This is a genomic window from Pseudomonas sp. BGI-2 (genome assembly GCF_004310295.1).
Taxonomy (GTDB): domain Bacteria; phylum Pseudomonadota; class Gammaproteobacteria; order Pseudomonadales; family Pseudomonadaceae; genus Aquipseudomonas.
Genome location: NZ_SISB01000031.1, coordinates 1 through 14967 on the forward strand (window position 1 = coordinate 1; position 14967 = coordinate 14967).

General features: G+C 58.9%; 14 protein-coding genes and 2 pseudogenes. 8 read left to right on the forward strand and 8 right to left on the reverse strand.

The window, feature by feature from the left end; all coding sequences use genetic code 11:
* The first annotated feature begins 225 nt into the window (after positions 1-225).
* Positions 226-2586: a DNA polymerase II gene (locus tag EYC95_RS20170; RefSeq protein WP_165557482.1), complete on the forward strand. Its 2361-nt coding sequence runs from the start codon at positions 226-228 to the stop codon at positions 2584-2586.
* Here EYC95_RS20170 and EYC95_RS20175 read toward each other — a convergent pair.
* The 3 genes from EYC95_RS20175 to EYC95_RS20185 form a co-directional block, all read right to left on the reverse strand.
* A complete protein-coding gene (locus EYC95_RS20175; RefSeq protein WP_131061931.1) occupies positions 2551-3021 on the reverse strand; it encodes a DUF1810 domain-containing protein in 471 nt (156 codons plus the stop codon). The genes EYC95_RS20170 and EYC95_RS20175 overlap by 36 nt on opposite strands.
* Positions 3022-3051: 30 nt before the next feature.
* Positions 3052-3873 (reverse strand): aldo/keto reductase, encoded by an 822-nt coding sequence (locus EYC95_RS20180; RefSeq protein ID WP_131061932.1) that lies wholly within the window; start codon positions 3871-3873, stop codon positions 3052-3054.
* Between the two features lie 241 nt (positions 3874-4114).
* Entirely contained in the window at positions 4115-5263 is a 1149-nt protein-coding gene (locus EYC95_RS20185; RefSeq protein ID WP_131061933.1) for an aldose epimerase family protein, read from the reverse strand.
* A gap of 412 nt (positions 5264-5675) precedes the next feature.
* Here EYC95_RS20185 and EYC95_RS20190 point away from each other — a divergent pair, with 412 nt between their 5' ends.
* Positions 5676-6425, forward strand: a complete 750-nt coding sequence (locus tag EYC95_RS20190; protein ID WP_131061934.1) for a hypothetical protein — start codon at positions 5676-5678, stop codon at positions 6423-6425.
* A 257-nt stretch (positions 6426-6682) separates the two neighbouring features.
* Positions 6683-7468, forward strand: coding sequence for a sulfite exporter TauE/SafE family protein (locus EYC95_RS20195; protein WP_131061935.1), 786 nt, complete (start codon positions 6683-6685; stop codon positions 7466-7468).
* 19 nt (positions 7469-7487) lie between these two features.
* Here EYC95_RS20195 and EYC95_RS20200 read toward each other — a convergent pair whose 3' ends face one another.
* Positions 7488-7856 (reverse strand): VOC family protein, encoded by a 369-nt coding sequence (locus EYC95_RS20200; RefSeq protein ID WP_131061936.1) that lies wholly within the window; start codon positions 7854-7856, stop codon positions 7488-7490.
* Positions 7857-8035: 179 nt separating this feature from the next.
* On the opposite strand from EYC95_RS20200, the gene EYC95_RS20205 reads away from it, so the two are divergent.
* Both EYC95_RS20205 and EYC95_RS20210 read left to right on the forward strand, forming a co-directional pair.
* On the forward strand, positions 8036-8599 hold the full coding sequence (locus EYC95_RS20205) for a DUF4174 domain-containing protein (RefSeq protein WP_131061937.1): 564 nt from the start codon (positions 8036-8038) through the stop codon (positions 8597-8599).
* Positions 8600-8938: 339 nt separating this feature from the next.
* Complete coding sequence (locus EYC95_RS20210; RefSeq protein ID WP_131061938.1) at positions 8939-9316, forward strand: DUF6124 family protein; 378 nt, start codon at positions 8939-8941, stop codon at positions 9314-9316.
* Between the two features lie 254 nt (positions 9317-9570).
* On the opposite strand, the gene ampC is transcribed toward EYC95_RS20210, so the two are convergent.
* On the reverse strand, positions 9571-10737 hold the full coding sequence (gene ampC / locus EYC95_RS20215; RefSeq protein WP_131061939.1) for a class C beta-lactamase: 1167 nt from the start codon (positions 10735-10737) through the stop codon (positions 9571-9573).
* Between the two features lie 160 nt (positions 10738-10897).
* Here ampC and EYC95_RS20220 point away from each other — a divergent pair, with 160 nt between their 5' ends.
* The gene (locus EYC95_RS20220) at positions 10898-11776 is read left to right on the forward strand and encodes a LysR family transcriptional regulator (RefSeq protein ID WP_131061940.1); all 879 of its coding nucleotides are present in this window, start codon (positions 10898-10900) and stop codon (positions 11774-11776) included.
* Positions 11777-11865: 89 nt separating this feature from the next.
* Here the strand turns inward: EYC95_RS20220 and EYC95_RS20225 are convergent.
* Positions 11866-12072: pseudogene (locus EYC95_RS20225) on the reverse strand (integrase core domain-containing protein); the annotation flags it as partial.
* Between EYC95_RS20225 and EYC95_RS20230 the strand changes: the two are divergent.
* Positions 12055-12165, forward strand: a pseudogene (locus EYC95_RS20230) (FCD domain-containing protein); the annotation flags it as partial. The pseudogenes EYC95_RS20225 and EYC95_RS20230 sit on opposite strands and share 18 nt — an antisense overlap.
* A 92-nt stretch (positions 12166-12257) precedes the next feature.
* Entirely contained in the window at positions 12258-12488 is a 231-nt protein-coding gene (locus tag EYC95_RS20235; protein ID WP_131061941.1) for a hypothetical protein, read from the forward strand.
* A gap of 42 nt (positions 12489-12530) precedes the next feature.
* On the opposite strand, the gene EYC95_RS20240 is transcribed toward EYC95_RS20235, so the two are convergent.
* Entirely contained in the window at positions 12531-13934 is a 1404-nt protein-coding gene (locus EYC95_RS20240) for a surface-adhesin E family protein (RefSeq protein WP_131061942.1), read from the reverse strand.
* Positions 13935-14020: 86 nt separating this feature from the next.
* Positions 14021-14926 (reverse strand): DMT family transporter, encoded by a 906-nt coding sequence (locus EYC95_RS20245; protein ID WP_131061943.1) that lies wholly within the window; start codon positions 14924-14926, stop codon positions 14021-14023.
* Positions 14927-14967: the final 41 nt, after the last annotated feature.

Consider the following 14967-nt stretch of genomic DNA (forward strand, 5'->3'; position numbering starts at 1 on the left):
GCGTAATCATCGAGTGCTGCGCGAGCATATTCGTAGCCCACAGGTGCATGTTCCTTCCTCGCCGACAACTGACTTCCAGCGATATCAGTATGGAAGAGAAAGGAACGGACTACCTATATCGCGAGCAGGCTCGCTCCCACAGGGAGTGCATCCACCTCTCGATGGGGCTATCCCCCGCAATGACGCGTAGAATTGCCGCCTGAATCAAATCTTGAGGTTGCAGTGGTGGATTTACAGCAGGGTTTCGTCCTGACCCGGCATTGGCGCGACACCCCGGCCGGTACCCAAGTCGAGTTCTGGCTGGCGACCGACATCGGTCCCCAGCATATCCGCCTGCCTCATCAACCGTCGGTAGCCTTCATCCCGGCAGTCCAGCGCGAGCAGGCCGAGGCTGTCTTGCGCGGCGAAAAAAATGTCGAGCTAAAGCCATTGGCCCTTCAGGATTTCGAGCACCGCCCGGTGCTCGGCCTGTATTGCCAGCAACACGGTCAGTTGATGCGCCTGGAAACTGCGCTACGCAAATCCGGCGTCGAGATGTTCGAAGCCGACGTGCGCCCGCCGGAACGCTACATGATGGAGCGCTTCATCACCGCGCCCGTCCTGTTCGGTGGCACGCCAGGCGCCGAAGGGCTGTTGCTCGACGCACAAATGAAACCGGCCCCTGACTATCGGCCTAAACTCAGACTGGTCTCCCTGGACATCGAAACCACCGCTCAGGGCGAGTTGTACTCCATCGCCCTGGAAGGTTGCGGCGAGCGCCAGGTCTATATGCTTGGCCAGCCGAATGGCGACGACAGCGAGGTGGATTTCCAGCTCGAATACTGCGACTCCAGAACCCTGCTGCTGAAAAAGCTCAACGAATGGTTCGCCCGCCATGACCCCGACGCGATCATCGGCTGGAACGTCGTGCAGTTCGACCTGCGCGTGTTGCATCAACACGCCCGGCAGCTGGGCGTACCGCTGAAACTGGGGCGTGGCGGCGAAGAAATGCAATGGCGCGAACACGGCAGCCGCAACCATTACTTCGCCTCGGCCGCCGGCCGGTTGATCATCGATGGCATCGAATCGCTGCGCTCGGCGACCTGGAGCTTCCCCTCGTTCAGCCTGGAAAACGTCGCGCAAACCCTGCTTGGCGAGGGTAAGGCGATCAGCACGCCGTACCAGCGCATGGACGAAATCAACCGCATGTTCGCCGAGGACAAACCGGCGCTTGCCAAGTACAACCTCAAGGACTGTGAACTGGTGACGCGGATTTTCGCCAAGACCGAACTGCTGACCTTCCTGCTGGAGCGCGCCAGCGTCACCGGTTTGCCGGCAGACCGCAGCGGCGGTTCGGTGGCGGCATTCACCCACCTTTACATGCCGCTGATGCACCGCCAGGGCTTCGTGGCGCCGAATCTTGGGAACAAGCCTGCGCAGGCCAGCCCCGGCGGTTTTGTCATGGACTCGCAACCGGGGTTGTACGAGTCGGTGCTGGTGCTCGACTACAAAAGCCTCTATCCGTCGATTATCCGCACCTTCCTGATCGACCCGGTCGGGCTGATCGAAGGCTTGCAGCATCCCGACGACAGCGAGTCCGTGCCGGGTTTCCGTGGCGCGCGTTTTTCAAGAACCCGGCATTGCCTGCCGGCGATCGTCGCCCGGGTTGCCGAAGGTCGCGAGACCGCCAAGCGCGAACACAACGCGCCGCTGTCGCAAGCGCTGAAGATCATCATGAACGCCTTCTATGGCGTGCTCGGTTCCAGCGGCTGTCGCTTCTTCGATACGCGCCTGGCCTCGTCCATCACCTTGCGCGGCCACGAGATCATGCTGCGCACCCGGCAGTTGATCGAAGCCCAGGGGCACACGGTGATTTACGGCGACACCGACTCGACCTTCGTCTGGCTCCGTCGCGCTCATGGCCAGGAGGAAGCCGCGCAGATCGGCCGTGCGCTGGTGGACCACGTCAACCAGTGGTGGCGCGAGCATGTGCAGCAGGAATACGGGCTGGAAAGTGCCCTGGAGTTGCAGTTCGAGACTCACTACAAACGCTTTCTGATGCCGACCATTCGCGGTGCCGAGGAGGGCAGCAAGAAGCGTTACGCCGGGCTGGTCACCCGCGCCGATGGCACCGACGAAATGGTCTACAAGGGACTGGAAACCGTGCGCACCGACTGGTCGCCGCTGGCCCGGCAGTTCCAGCAGGAGCTGTACTCGCGTATTTTTTATCGCAAGCCCTATCAGGACTACGTGCGCGACTACGTGCGCAAAACCCTGGCCGGTGAGTTCGATGACCGCCTGATCTACCGCAAGCGCCTGCGCCGTACCCTGGATGACTATGAGCGTAACGTGCCGCCCCACGTCCGTGCGGCGCGGATCGCCGATGACTACAACGATCAGCAGGGCCGCCCGCGGCAATACCAGAACGGCGGCTGGATCAGCTACGTGATCAGCGTCGTCGGGCCCGAGCCGCTGGAGATTCGCAGCGCGCCCATCGATTACGACCATTACGTCACCCGACAACTGCAGCCGGTGGCGGATGCGATTCTGCCCTTCGTGGACGACGACTTCTCAACCTTGATTGGTGGGCAACTGGGCCTGTTTTGAGTCCAGCAACACCAGCGTCCAGTCATCCAGAATGCCGTGGAAGTACTGATCCAGTGCCTGATTGAAGAGGTTGTCTTCGGGGGCCACTTGGGCGAACAAGGTCATGGATGAGTGAAACTTGAGATCGTCGGGATGGCCGAATATGCCTGCAATCGAGCTCTTTTCGATGTTCAGCACCAGTTGCGTGCAGGTGCGCAATCGTGAACCGAGCAGAGGATGATTCAGATAAGCCACGGCCTCCTCGATGGAGCGAATGGCAAAGTGTCGGGACATCTCGCTCCCACCCAACCCGGCGAACTGCGGGAAGATGAACCACATCCAGTGGCTGCGTTTGTGGCCAGCGTGCAGCTCTTCTTGAACCCGGTCGAATACCGGGTCTTGAGCCTGGATAAAACGCGGCAAATTAAAGGCGTCGAGCTGATCAGTGCTTCTCATGCAGAAGCCCTCTGACAGAACCGCGATGGCTCAGACCATGGCCAACCGGTGCTTGCGTTGTGGCGCGTGAAACGCGTGGTCCAGCGCCTTCAGGTCCTCGTCTTCGAGCCGCAATTGTGCGGCCTGCGCATTCAGTTGCACATGTTCAGGTTTGACCGCTTTGGGGATGGCGATCACGCCCGTCTGTCGCAGAATCCATGCCAGTGCTACCTGAGCTGGCGTCACCGCGTGACGGGCGGCAATCTGTTTGAGCGCCGGATGGGCCAGCATCGTTCCTCCCTGACCGATGGGACAGTATGCCATTAACGGCTGCTGATGCTGTTGGCACCATGGCAGCAGATCAAATTCGATGCCGCGCTCTTCCAGGTTGTACAGCACTTGATTGGTGGCGCAGGCCGGTGAGTTCAATTCCTGCAGATCCTCGACGTCGAGGTTGGACACGCCCCAACGGCCGATCTTGCCATCTTCACGCAGGCGTTCGAAGGCTTCGACGGTTTCTTCAAGCGGATACTGGCCTCGCCAATGCAGCAGGTATAAATCGATGTAATCGGTATTCAGACGCCGCAGGCTGCGTTCGCAGGCCTGGGGGATGCCTTTGCGGCTGGCGTTATGCGGGTAGACCTTGCTGACCAGAAAGACCTTGTCGCGCAGACCAGCGATGGCTTCGCCGACCACTTCCTCCGTGCCGCCTTCGGCGTACATCTCGGCGGTGTCGATCAGGGTCATGCCCAACTCGATGCCCAGGCGCAGCGCGGCGACTTCCTGACAGTGTTGCGAGGGATCTTCGCCCATGCGCCAGGTGCCTTGGCCGATGACCGGTACGTTGATGCCGGCCAATTCGAGGGTCCGCATGAAAACCTCCTTGGTTCGAATCGATAAGTGTTCATTAGTTGGCAGCAGAATACCCCGGTGGTTCCGTAGCGAGTAGCAGCGGCCCTGTGGCGAGGGGATTTATCCCCGTTGGGCTGCGAAGCGGCCCCCTACATTCCTTCAGACGTACAGCGCTTGAAGGATTGACGACTGCTTCGCAGCCGAACGGGGATAAATCCCCTCGCCACAGGCCAGCTACACGGATTGTGTCGTGGCCGGATGTTTAGTCGGCCGAAAACTTCAGCACTGTGTTCTGGGTATAGGTCTTGCCCGGGTCGAGTCGGGTGGACGGGAAGTTCGGCTGGTTCGGCGAGTCAGGGTAGTGCTGAGTCTCCAGCGTGAACGCGCCCCAATGTGGATAGACCTTGCCGCCCTTGCCCTTGACCGTGCCGTCGAGGAAGTTGCTGGTGTAGAACTGCACGCCGGGTTCGGTGGTGTAGAGCTGCAAGCGGCGCCCAGAGAGTGGATCGCTGACATCGGCGGCCAGTTTGCCCACGTCGCCCTTGGCGTCCAGTGCCCAGTTGAAATCGAAGCCACCCTGTTTTGGCTCGGCGAATTTCAGTTGCGGGTGACCGGCCTTGATGTGCTTGCCGATGGCGGTGGGTTGAGTGAAGTCCATCGGCGTACCGGCGACCGGGGCCAGTTCGCCGGTTGGAATCAGCTTGGCGGTGACCGGTGTGTAGTGGGTCGAATGCAGGGTGACGAGCTGTTTCAACACATCACCGTTACCCGCGCCGGCGAGGTTGAAATAGCTGTGGTTGGTCAGGTTCAGCACGGTCGGTTTATCGGTGCTGGCCTTGTACTCGATGCGCAGTTCATTGTTCTCGGTAAGGCTGTAGGTGACCTCGGTTTTGAGGTTGCCGGGGAACCCCATTTCACCGTCCACCGATAGGTACGTCAGGGTCACGCCCACCGAGTCCTTGCTTTTGCTCGGCTGGGCTTTCCACACGTGCTTGTCAAACCCCTGCGGGCCGCCGTGCAGCGAGTTGGAACCGTCATTGAGCGGCACCTGATAGCGTTTTCCGTCCAGCTCGAACGCGCCGTTGGCCAGGCGATTGCCGAAACGTCCGATGGTCGCGCCAAAGTACGCCGTGCCGCTCTGATAGCCCTGAACATCGTCAAAGCCCAGGACCACATCGTCGAGCTTGCCGTTTTTGTCCGGCACCTTCAGCGACTGCAAAATGCCGCCGTAAGTAATGATCGTGGCTTGCAGGCCATGGCTGTTACGCAAGACGTATTGCTCGACGGGTGTGCCGTCGTTGGTCTTGCCGAACGCTTTGTGTTCGCTGGACAGGCCAGCCGCTTGGGTGGGGAGGGTGGCGATCATCAGGGACAGTCCAAGGCCGGAGAGCAGGTGTCGGGATTGCAGCATGGTAAACCTTCCTTATTGTTGTTTTCATAGGGCAGTAAAATATCTAGTAGTCATACTAAATATTCGACTGGAGAAGATTTATAGCTTGTTGCTCAATAAAATCCATTAAAAGTATGACTAAATAACCCGGTTTGTAGCAGCTGCCGAGCAGCACGCTGTGGTGAGGGGATTTATCCCCGTCCGGCTGCGAAGCAGTCGTGAAATCAGGCGCTGTGGTTTTTCAGGTGAACCGCTTTCATCGGTTTACGACTGCGACGCAGCCGAACGGGGATAAATCCCCTCGCCACAACGCAGCTGCAACAAAATGGGGCCGGTGATCAGTCGGCACTGCACTTTTTCAGCTTTGGCGGCTCTATCCTTGGCCAGCCTGCGGTGATCCCCACCGTCGGCCAATGCCCAAGTTCAAGCACCCATGGCTCGAGTTCTACCCTTTTTCATGTCATCAATACGTCGTCAATGCCTGCTGCTGGCCAGTCTGTCGATGCTCTTCGCCAGCGGTTGCAGCCAGCAACAGGGCCGCGACATCGTCAGCCAGTTCCGCGAAGGCACGCCCCAGGAATTCCTCCAGACCAGCGTCGACCGCATGGCGACCCTGGCGATGCGCGACAACCTCGACAGCCTCTACTTGCTGATGAGCAAGCTCTACCTGCGCAATCCGGAGGAGTTGAAAAAGTCCGGCTTCCTCGACGCCCGCACCGCCGGAAAGCAAGTGCGCCTGGCCATCGAACAACAACAGCCGCTGCCCACCCTCGGCGGCAAGAAAGACCTCGCGGCACTGAGCTATGCCATGAGCCCGGAGTTTCTCGGCGACCGGGTCGGTGCCTTCATCTATGCCATCGGCAGCATGCTGGTCACCGCGCACGGCAATCGCCTTGAGTTCTACATGACCGATGCGATCAACCCGACCTTCGTCAGTAACGCCGCCCGCAACATCGAGAAAGCCACCTGGATCCTGAGCCAGCGGCAAAATAAAAACGGCGAGCCCTTGCTGTTCTCCAACGAAATTTCGGAGGAGGGCAGCAACCTGAGTTTTGCCGTGGAGTTCGGAAAAATCGTCGCGCGGCTGGACCTGCTGACGCAGATGCTGGACGAGCGTTATCGGCGGATCGGCTTGAACTATGCGCAGAGTTTGCTGTTTCTGAATTTCTTGCCGGTGCAGTAGACCAACCTCACCACACTCACTGACACAGCAGATCTCTTTGTGGGAGCGGGCTTGCTCGCGAATGCGGTCGAACATTCAATAAAACTGTTGGCTGAAAGTCCGCTTTCGCGAGCAAGCCCGCTCCCACAGGGGAATTGGGTACACAGGGGTGAATGATGTGTTGTGGAATAACGATAGTCCGCATCGATATAAGTGGTTATAAGAAAAATCGCTATGCTGCGGGCCAGTTTTTTCATGTGTTTTGTGCGGGCGTGTTAATGGATTTCGTTAACTTCGGGTTGGTGGTTGCAGGATTGGTCGTGGGCTTCATCGTCGGCATGACCGGCGTGGGTGGTGGTTCGTTGATGACGCCGATTCTGCTCTGGTTTGGTATCAACCCGGCCACGGCGGTGGGCACCGACTTGCTGTACGCGGCCATTACCAAATCCAGCGGTGTGCTGGTTCATCGCAAGAACAACAACATCAACTGGGCAATTACCGGCTGGCTGACCCTCGGCAGTGTGCCGGCGGTAGCGCTGACGCTGTGGTTTCTGAGCAGTTTGCAGGCCTCACCCGATGCGATGAACGCCGTCATCAAACAGGCGCTGGGCTTCGTATTGTTTGCCACGGCACTGGCAATTTTCTTCAAGAAACGCCTGCTCGATTTCGCCCACAAACGTGCGGGCGGCCAGTACAACCCCAGCGGTTCGCGCCTGAATGTCCTGACGGTCATCACCGGCCTGGTCCTGGGCACCATGGTCGCGCTGACCTCCATTGGTGCCGGCGCCCTCGGCACCGTGGCGTTGTTCATCCTCTATCCGCTGCTGCCGACGCGGCGCCTCGTCGGCACCGAAATCGCCCACGCCGTCCCCCTGACCCTGGTCGCCGGCCTGGGCCACGCGAGCATGGGCAACATGGATTGGCATGTGCTGGGTTACTTGCTGATCGGTTCGCTGCCGGGGATTTACTTGGGCAGTCACTTGACCGGTCGCATCTCCGACGAAGTGCTGCGCCCGTGCCTGGCGACGATGCTGGTGCTGATCGGCTACAAACTGGCGTTCTGAACCGGCACGGCTTCCTGCCTCAGGGACGCGTGAGAATCTCCAGCAGATGCCCGTCCGGGTCATCGAAATAAACCCGCCGGCCACCGCCGTAATCGTTGATTTCGTTAGGCCGTTGCTTGCCGGGGTCAGCCCACCAGGGCTGCTTGCGCGCTTGCAGGCGAGCGAAGGCCGCATCGAAATCATCCTCGCCGATCAGAAACGCATAGTGCTGGGAGGCGATCGGCGGGTCGTTGTCGTAGAAATCCAGCGACACGCCATTGTCGAGCCTGACGATCAGCATCGGCCCGAACGGCTCGGGACCGGGCAGGCCAAGGATCTCGGCGAGGTAATGGGCCGAGATCTGCTTGTCTCGGCACCAGACGATGGTGTGGTTCAACTGAGCGCTCATGGCGGGTCCTCACGGCGGATCAGACGGCTCGTTATGAGCGATGAGATTAGCTCAACCTGTTGCGCAATGACCGCCCTGACCTAAGCTTGGGTCAAGGCGGAACACAATCGCGGTGCGTCACCCGGAACGATCGCCGCGATGCGCAATCATTAGAGCGTGGATATCAAAAGGAGATGCGCATGCTCATCAGGTCTTTGACCCTGACTACCTTGCTGGCTATCGCCGGCTCCTTGCTCGCCGCCGAAGACGGCTCACCTCTGGACATAGACAAGGGCAGGGCCCGGCCACTGATTGTGATTGCTCCGAACACCGTTAACCCCGTCTGGGTGGGCCTGAAAAATGCGTTGAACGATCCGGCCAACAAGGAAGGTATCGCCCAGCGCAATATCAGGGTGTACACGGTGCTGAACATGTCCGGTCAGCTCGACGGCAAGGACCTCGGCCCACAGGACACCATGGCATTGATTCGCTCGCTGAAACTCGGCGCGGGGGCGTTGCCCAAAGTCATCCTGGTGGGCAAGGACGGCGAGAAGAAGTTCGAGAGTTCGGGGGATGAATCAAAGTCGGTCGATTTGAAGAAAATCTTCGACACCATTGATGCCCTCCCAGCGACCGAGAAAGAAGCCGCACCACCGACGGTCGCGACGCCCGTTGTCGCCGAACCGGCCGCCAAAGGCGCCAAGGGCGCAAAACCGGTTAAACCGGCGAAACCCACCAAGCCCCCGGAAATGCCGGACGATTGAAGATCCCCGTGTAGCAGCTGGCGCAGCCTGCGTCCGGCTGCGCAGCAGTCGTAAAACCTGCAACTGCTTGCTTTCAGGCAAACCGCATTCTCTGGATTGCGACCGCTTCGTGCTCGACAGCTGCTACAAAAAAAACCGGGTGTACCGTGGGGGGATGTACTGATTTCATTGGCCTCGGAAATTTCCTGCAAGTTCTGTCGGACTTCATGAACTGGTTTCTGTCAGAGCGCACCGTTAGCCTTCGTCAGCCACCGCAAAACTCGCGGTAGGACGTGGGAGTCCGCAACACTGAGGGATCCAGGGACGAACAATACCAATGGCCAGAAAGGAGCCTCGTCTATGAAGAAGTTTGGCAAAAATGATGCGCAACGCCCAACCGATGCCAGTCACCTGAAGCTCGTTCGCCTTGGCGAAACGACCGGGCGCGACACCAGCATTCGTGTGCGCAAGCCCAGGCGTTCCGTCCCGATCAGCCAGATCTTGACCGTCGCCCCCGGCGTCGACACCATCACCCTGTTGCATCAGGCCAGCGAAACCCTGGCTTCCCTGAATGCCGTGATTGTGACTTTTGCCGGCAAGCTGGATGGCTCGAACCGGATTGTGCTGGGGGCGATTCAGCAGTTGGCGGGAATTGCGGAGTTGTTGGTGAATCAGGCTCGGGACAATCTTGATCCGAGGAACGATGCGCCTGACGCTCAGCCGCCGACTCGGCATTGAGCTGATGTAATAACGAAAATGGGCGACCTCAAAGGGGTCGCCCATTTTATGTGTCACTGCGTATTTTGCAGCAGCTGCCGAGCCTGCGAGGTGTGGCGAGGGGATTTATCCCCGTTGGGCTGCGAAGCGGCCCCTGTTTTTCCAGCCACATCGCGTCCAATGGATTACGACGGCTTCGCCGCCGAACGGGGATAAATCCCCTCGCCACACCTCCCAGGCTCGTCAGCTGCTACAGAGACTTGGGTCGCTTTTAGTTATTCGGTCAAGGCACTCAATATGTTGTGAGCAATCTTGATTCGCTCGGAGTTCGGGTAATTCTTGTTCGCCAGAATCACGACGCCGATGTCTTTCGAAGGCACGAACGCGACATAAGCGCCGAAACCACCCGTCGACCCGGTCTTGTTGAACCATGCCGTGTCTTTCGCAGGTTGCGGCGGGTTCAGCCACTGGACTTTATGAGCTTCCATCGCCATTTCCGTCGAGTTGCCACTTAGCAAGGTATCGAGGCTGACCGGATAGTTATAGAGCTCCCAACCCAACCCCTGCGTCATCTCGCCCACGGTGTAGTAACCGGTGTGGGTGAGGGCAATCGCTTGCTGCAATGGCTTTTCCAGCGTTGCCGGTTTCAGGTTGGCTTCAACATAACGAAGCAAATCCGCGGCGCTGGTTTTCACGCCATACGCCTCTGAATCCAGCGCACCCGGGCTCACACGTACCGGTTTGCCATCCTTGCCGTAACCCTGGGCGTAAAGCCCCATTTGATCCTGCGGTACGGTGAGGTAGGTGTGCTTGAGCCCAAGTTTCGGCAGCAGGTTTTTTTCCATCAACTCATCGAACGGCTGGCCCATGCTTTTGGCCGCCAGATAACCGGACAGCCCAAGGCTGGGGTTTGAATACTGTCGGTGGGTGCCCGCTGCATATACAGGTTTCCAGTGTTTGAAGTAGGCGAGCATTTTGTCTGGATGATCGGCCTCATTGGGGAATTGCAGCGGCAGCCCTCCAGCGGTGTAAGTGCCCAGTTGCAACACGCTGATGGTGTCGAACGCACTGCCTCGCAACGCTGGCCAAACCTGGCTGGCCCGGTCAGACAAAGACAGTTTGCCGCTGGCCTGGGCGTAGGCAGTCAGCGTAGTGGCGAAGGTTTTACTCACCGAACCGATTTCGAACAGCGTGTCCTTGCTGACCGCTTTGCCGTCCTCTTTCGAGGCCACGCCGTAGTTAAAGTAATGCTGCTGGCCATTCAGGGTGATCGCGACCGCGATGCCAGGGATATTTTGTTCCTGCATGACCGGCCCGATGGCGGCTTTCACCAAGGCATCGAGTTGATCGTCGGATTTTGTTGCGGCCATACAGTGACTTGCACCGAGCAACAGAGCGAAAGCGCTAAAGGACGCAAGTCTTGGCAGATGAAATTTGTACATGGTTGGAACCACTCTCCATGAGTTGTCACTACTTTACCCGCTACACTCCGAACGGATTCAGAACCGGACGGATGACGGGCGCGCCAAATCTAGGCAGTCGGGCGACAATCGACAAACTACGATATTTCGGGTTAGCCATTAGAAAAATTTGGGAGTAGGCATGATTCGTCCTCATCTGCCGCTGAATGCATTGCGCGCCTTCGAGGCTTCCGCACGCCATTTGAGCTTCACGCGGGCGGCGGTGGAGTTGTTCGTTACGCCGGCGGCGGTCAGTCATCAAGTCAAAAGCCTAGAAGCCCAGCTTAACGTGACGCTGTTCAAACGCTTGCCCCGCGGCTTGATGCTGACCAGTGAAGGCGAAACCTTGCTGCCGGTATTGCGCGAGTCATTCGACCGGATTGCCGAAACCCTTGAGCGATTCGAGGGCGGGCATTTTCGTGAAGTGGTCACCGTGGGTGCCGTGGGGACGTTTGCGGTGGGTTGGCTGTTGCCGCGACTGGCGGACTTCCAGTCGAAACATCCGCACATAGATTTGCGCCTGTCGACCAACAACAACCGGGTGGACGTGGCCGCCGAAGGGCTGGATTACGCCATCCGATTTGGCGCCGGCGCCTGGCACGGGATCGAGGCTTTAAAGCTGATTGAAGCGCCGTTGTCGGTGCTCTGCGTTCCTCTAATAGCCGCTCAGTTGCAAGAGCCCGCCGACTTGCTCAAGCAGACGCTGTTGCGCTCCTACCGCACGGACGAGTGGCCCGAGTGGTTTCTGGCCGCCGGGTTGCCGGCCAATACACCGCCGCCCAAGAGCATCGTCTTCGACTCCTCGCTCGCCATGATGGAGGCCGCGTTACAGGGCGCCGGAATTGCCTTGGCGCCGCCGCTGATGTTCGCCCGGCAACTGGCGGCGGGTGCGATCGAGCAACCGTTCGACATCGGCATCACCACCGGCAGCTATTGGCTGACCCGCTTGCAGTCGCGCCCCGAGACATCGGCAATGACGATGTTCAAGGATTGGCTGCTGCAAGCGACCGAGATGAACTGACGAATCCCACCTCTGTGGGAGATTCTATGGTTGAGGGGAAGCCCTCAACCGGCTTTCGGCCGGTATTCGCTTTGCTCCTTTTGTAGTGGTCAACTAATCCCGGACACGACGTTAAGTTTTTCTTCGGCCCGAGCTGGCGCCAGCCCACCGTTGAATTGATGGGGCCGAATCCAGTTGTACCGATGCATCAAGAAATGGCTGATATCGCGTTGGGCTTCTTGAGCAGTTTTGTAGCCCGTGGTCGGTATCCATTCAGTTTTCAAGCTGCGGAACACGCGGAACATGAGGCGATTCTCAACGCGATCAAAAGGCAAGGCCCGGACGCCGCGCGCGCCGCCATGTGGCTGCACCTGACCAACAGCCGAGACCGGTTTTCGGCCGGTGCCTGACGACCGTTTGTCTAGTCGATAGCACGCCATTCGAGCGCTCGCTTCCAACGAGTACGGCCCAGATTTGCTGGACCTCATCAGTGAGGTGCGTCATGGCTAACGACTCGATGTTCCAGGGTGGAACACCCAATACCGACCCTACCAGACCCATGCCCGGCACCGACGAGCCGACGCTGGATCAGGATGCTCCGCCCGGCAGGGACCCTTCGCTGGACCCGGCTGCCGCAGACACTGATCGACCTGAAGACTGGAAGGATCCGGCCGCTGATGAGGATGTACCGCCAGCGGATGAGCCAACCCCTTTATCCGATGACAGACGATAAAAAGGACCCGGCCAATGTGCCGGGTTTTTTATGACGTGTGTTTCACTCGACGCTGACCAGGTTCGTTCGCACATCCGTTATCCACCCGACTTGATAGCGAGTCCGGAAGAAGTAACCATAATCCTGAAGGTAGTACATCGTGGCGGTTGCTTTCAGCTCGCCACCTTCAAGCTTGCACCCCAACTCCTTGGCGCTGCCCTGCAACGATGAGTTGAGCTGCGAAGCCTCGATCTGACGCTCGACCACGCAGTTAACGCTCTCGACATCAACCGAGTTGCCTTTAAGCGTACTGCGACGTTGTTGGGTGATCTGATACCCCAACGATGAACCGACAACCATCGCTCGCCAGTCGCCGGTGAACGTCAGTTTTTCAGTATCGACTGCATACGACACCGGTAATTGACGGTCGGTGTGATGGCTGTCGAGGCGCAGGGTCAGCAATCCTCTGAAGTTGACCGAACGGGTATCCGACACCTTGCCTGGCCACTGCAATTGCAGTTGCCCGCTCTGTGGATCGGTTTCATAGCGTTGCTCGCTCTGCGAGGGCGCGCTGCCCAGGTAGCCAGCATTGTGTGATTTGAGGACGAGATGTTTGATCGCCTTCTGCGGCGGTGGCAGATTCAGATCGGCAATCGACTTGAGCACGTCGGCTTTAACGGGGCCGGACTCATAAGACAGCGCGACTTTGCTGCGGGGCGAGTAGAGGGCCAGCGTCGAGAGTTGCTGTGTCGGCGTGCAGGCAGCATTCAGCAAATCGCGGACGTCAGCACTTTGCCCGAAGGTTTTTTCCGCGCTGTCGGAGAGCAACGTTCCCCGGGCGATCTGGTCTTTTTCGTCCAGTTTGAAAACGCTCAACACTCGGTAGGTCTGGCGCGTGCAATCGACCTGATAACGGTTGCGGGTTTGACCAAACAGCACTTTGTAATCGGCATCGGTCAGAAGGGCTGGCTCATCAATCGCGCCCCAGAACAGTCGGGAAGGTCCTTCGACCTTGATGCTGTTGCGGTCGATCACCAGTCGGCGTTCCGCGCCGCTTGCCGAAACAATCCGCCAGTCCGATGGGGAGGTCTGAGCGCAGGCGGTGGTGAAGCTCGGGTTCTGCGCCAGAATTGCCGCCAGTGCCGGGGACAACGGGTTGTTCATTGCCAACTTGCGAAATAGTGGTCGTGTGCTGGAGACAAATGTTGTCTGCATGAACATCAGGCTTGCGTGGGTGGCGTCGCAGCTTGCTTGTATCTGCAACGTCGATTGCGTGGTTTTCAGGTCTCGCGCGGGAATGCTCACCTGAAAGCTGAGCATCTCCCCATCGCGTATTATCGAGTTGGGCAGCAGCGGCTCCTTGAGCACTTCCTCCACCGTCATTGAGGGTGCCTTGGCCACGGGTGCAGGCGCACTGGCGCAACCTGAAAGCAACGTTAACAAACCGACAACAGCGAAGCGGGTCATAGGCATTCCAGGCGATACGCGCCACATACATGTGAACTGAGGTGGTCGGCATCACCCGGCAATTCTTTAGTTGGCATTGCGTGCAGTCATGGCCGTGCGGGCTGTGCCGCGATGACCGCAGGACGCCGCTCCAGATTCAACGCCAGCACGCTGATCAGCACCACCAGTGCACCGACCCCGACCATCAACGTCGGCTGCTCACTCAGGGCAAAAGCCGCAATGGCCATGGCGGTCGGCGGAATCAGGTACAGCGTCATCGTGGCCCGACTCAGGTCAACGTGGGCCAGCACAAATGCCCAAGCCAGGTAGGCGAGGGCGCTGGGAAACACGCCCAATGCCAACACTGCCCATTGCACAGGCATCGGTGCGTTGAGGACCTTGTCGGCCAACCCTGGCAGATAAACCAGCAGCAGCGCCGTGCCCGACCAGACCGTGTAACAGACCAGCGTCAACCCGTCGTAGCGCCTGGAATGATGCTTCTGTAGTGCGAAGTAAAAACTCCACGACACCGCCGCCAGCAAGATCAGCAAGCCGTGCGCATCAATGCTGCCCAGGCAGCGATCACCGGCCACCACAATCACCACGCCGATCAATCCCAATAGAACACAGGCCCAGCGCCAGACGCTGACCCGGTCCCTGAACACGAACCGCGCCAATAAGGTGCTGAACAACGGCGTCGATTGCGCCAGCACACTGGACGCGCCGGCACTGACACTTTGCTGGCCGATGTTCAGAGCGACGTGGTGCAGGCTCACGGCAAAGAAACCGAGGACGAACAGCAGCGGCAGATCTCGAAGCTTCGGCAAGCTGATGCCTTTGACCGCGGCGACGATTGCCATGAACACGGACGCAATCAGAAAGCGCAGCAGCGCCAGGTGACCGGGGTCATAGGCCTGCAATCCGATGTGAATGCCGGTTGGTGAGTATCCCCAGCAGGCGACGACAAACGCCATGGCCAGGAGAATTTTGAGGGCGGGCGTAGAAGGCTTCATGGTCGATCACCGGTGGGTTGATGCACCGAGTATCGGAAGCC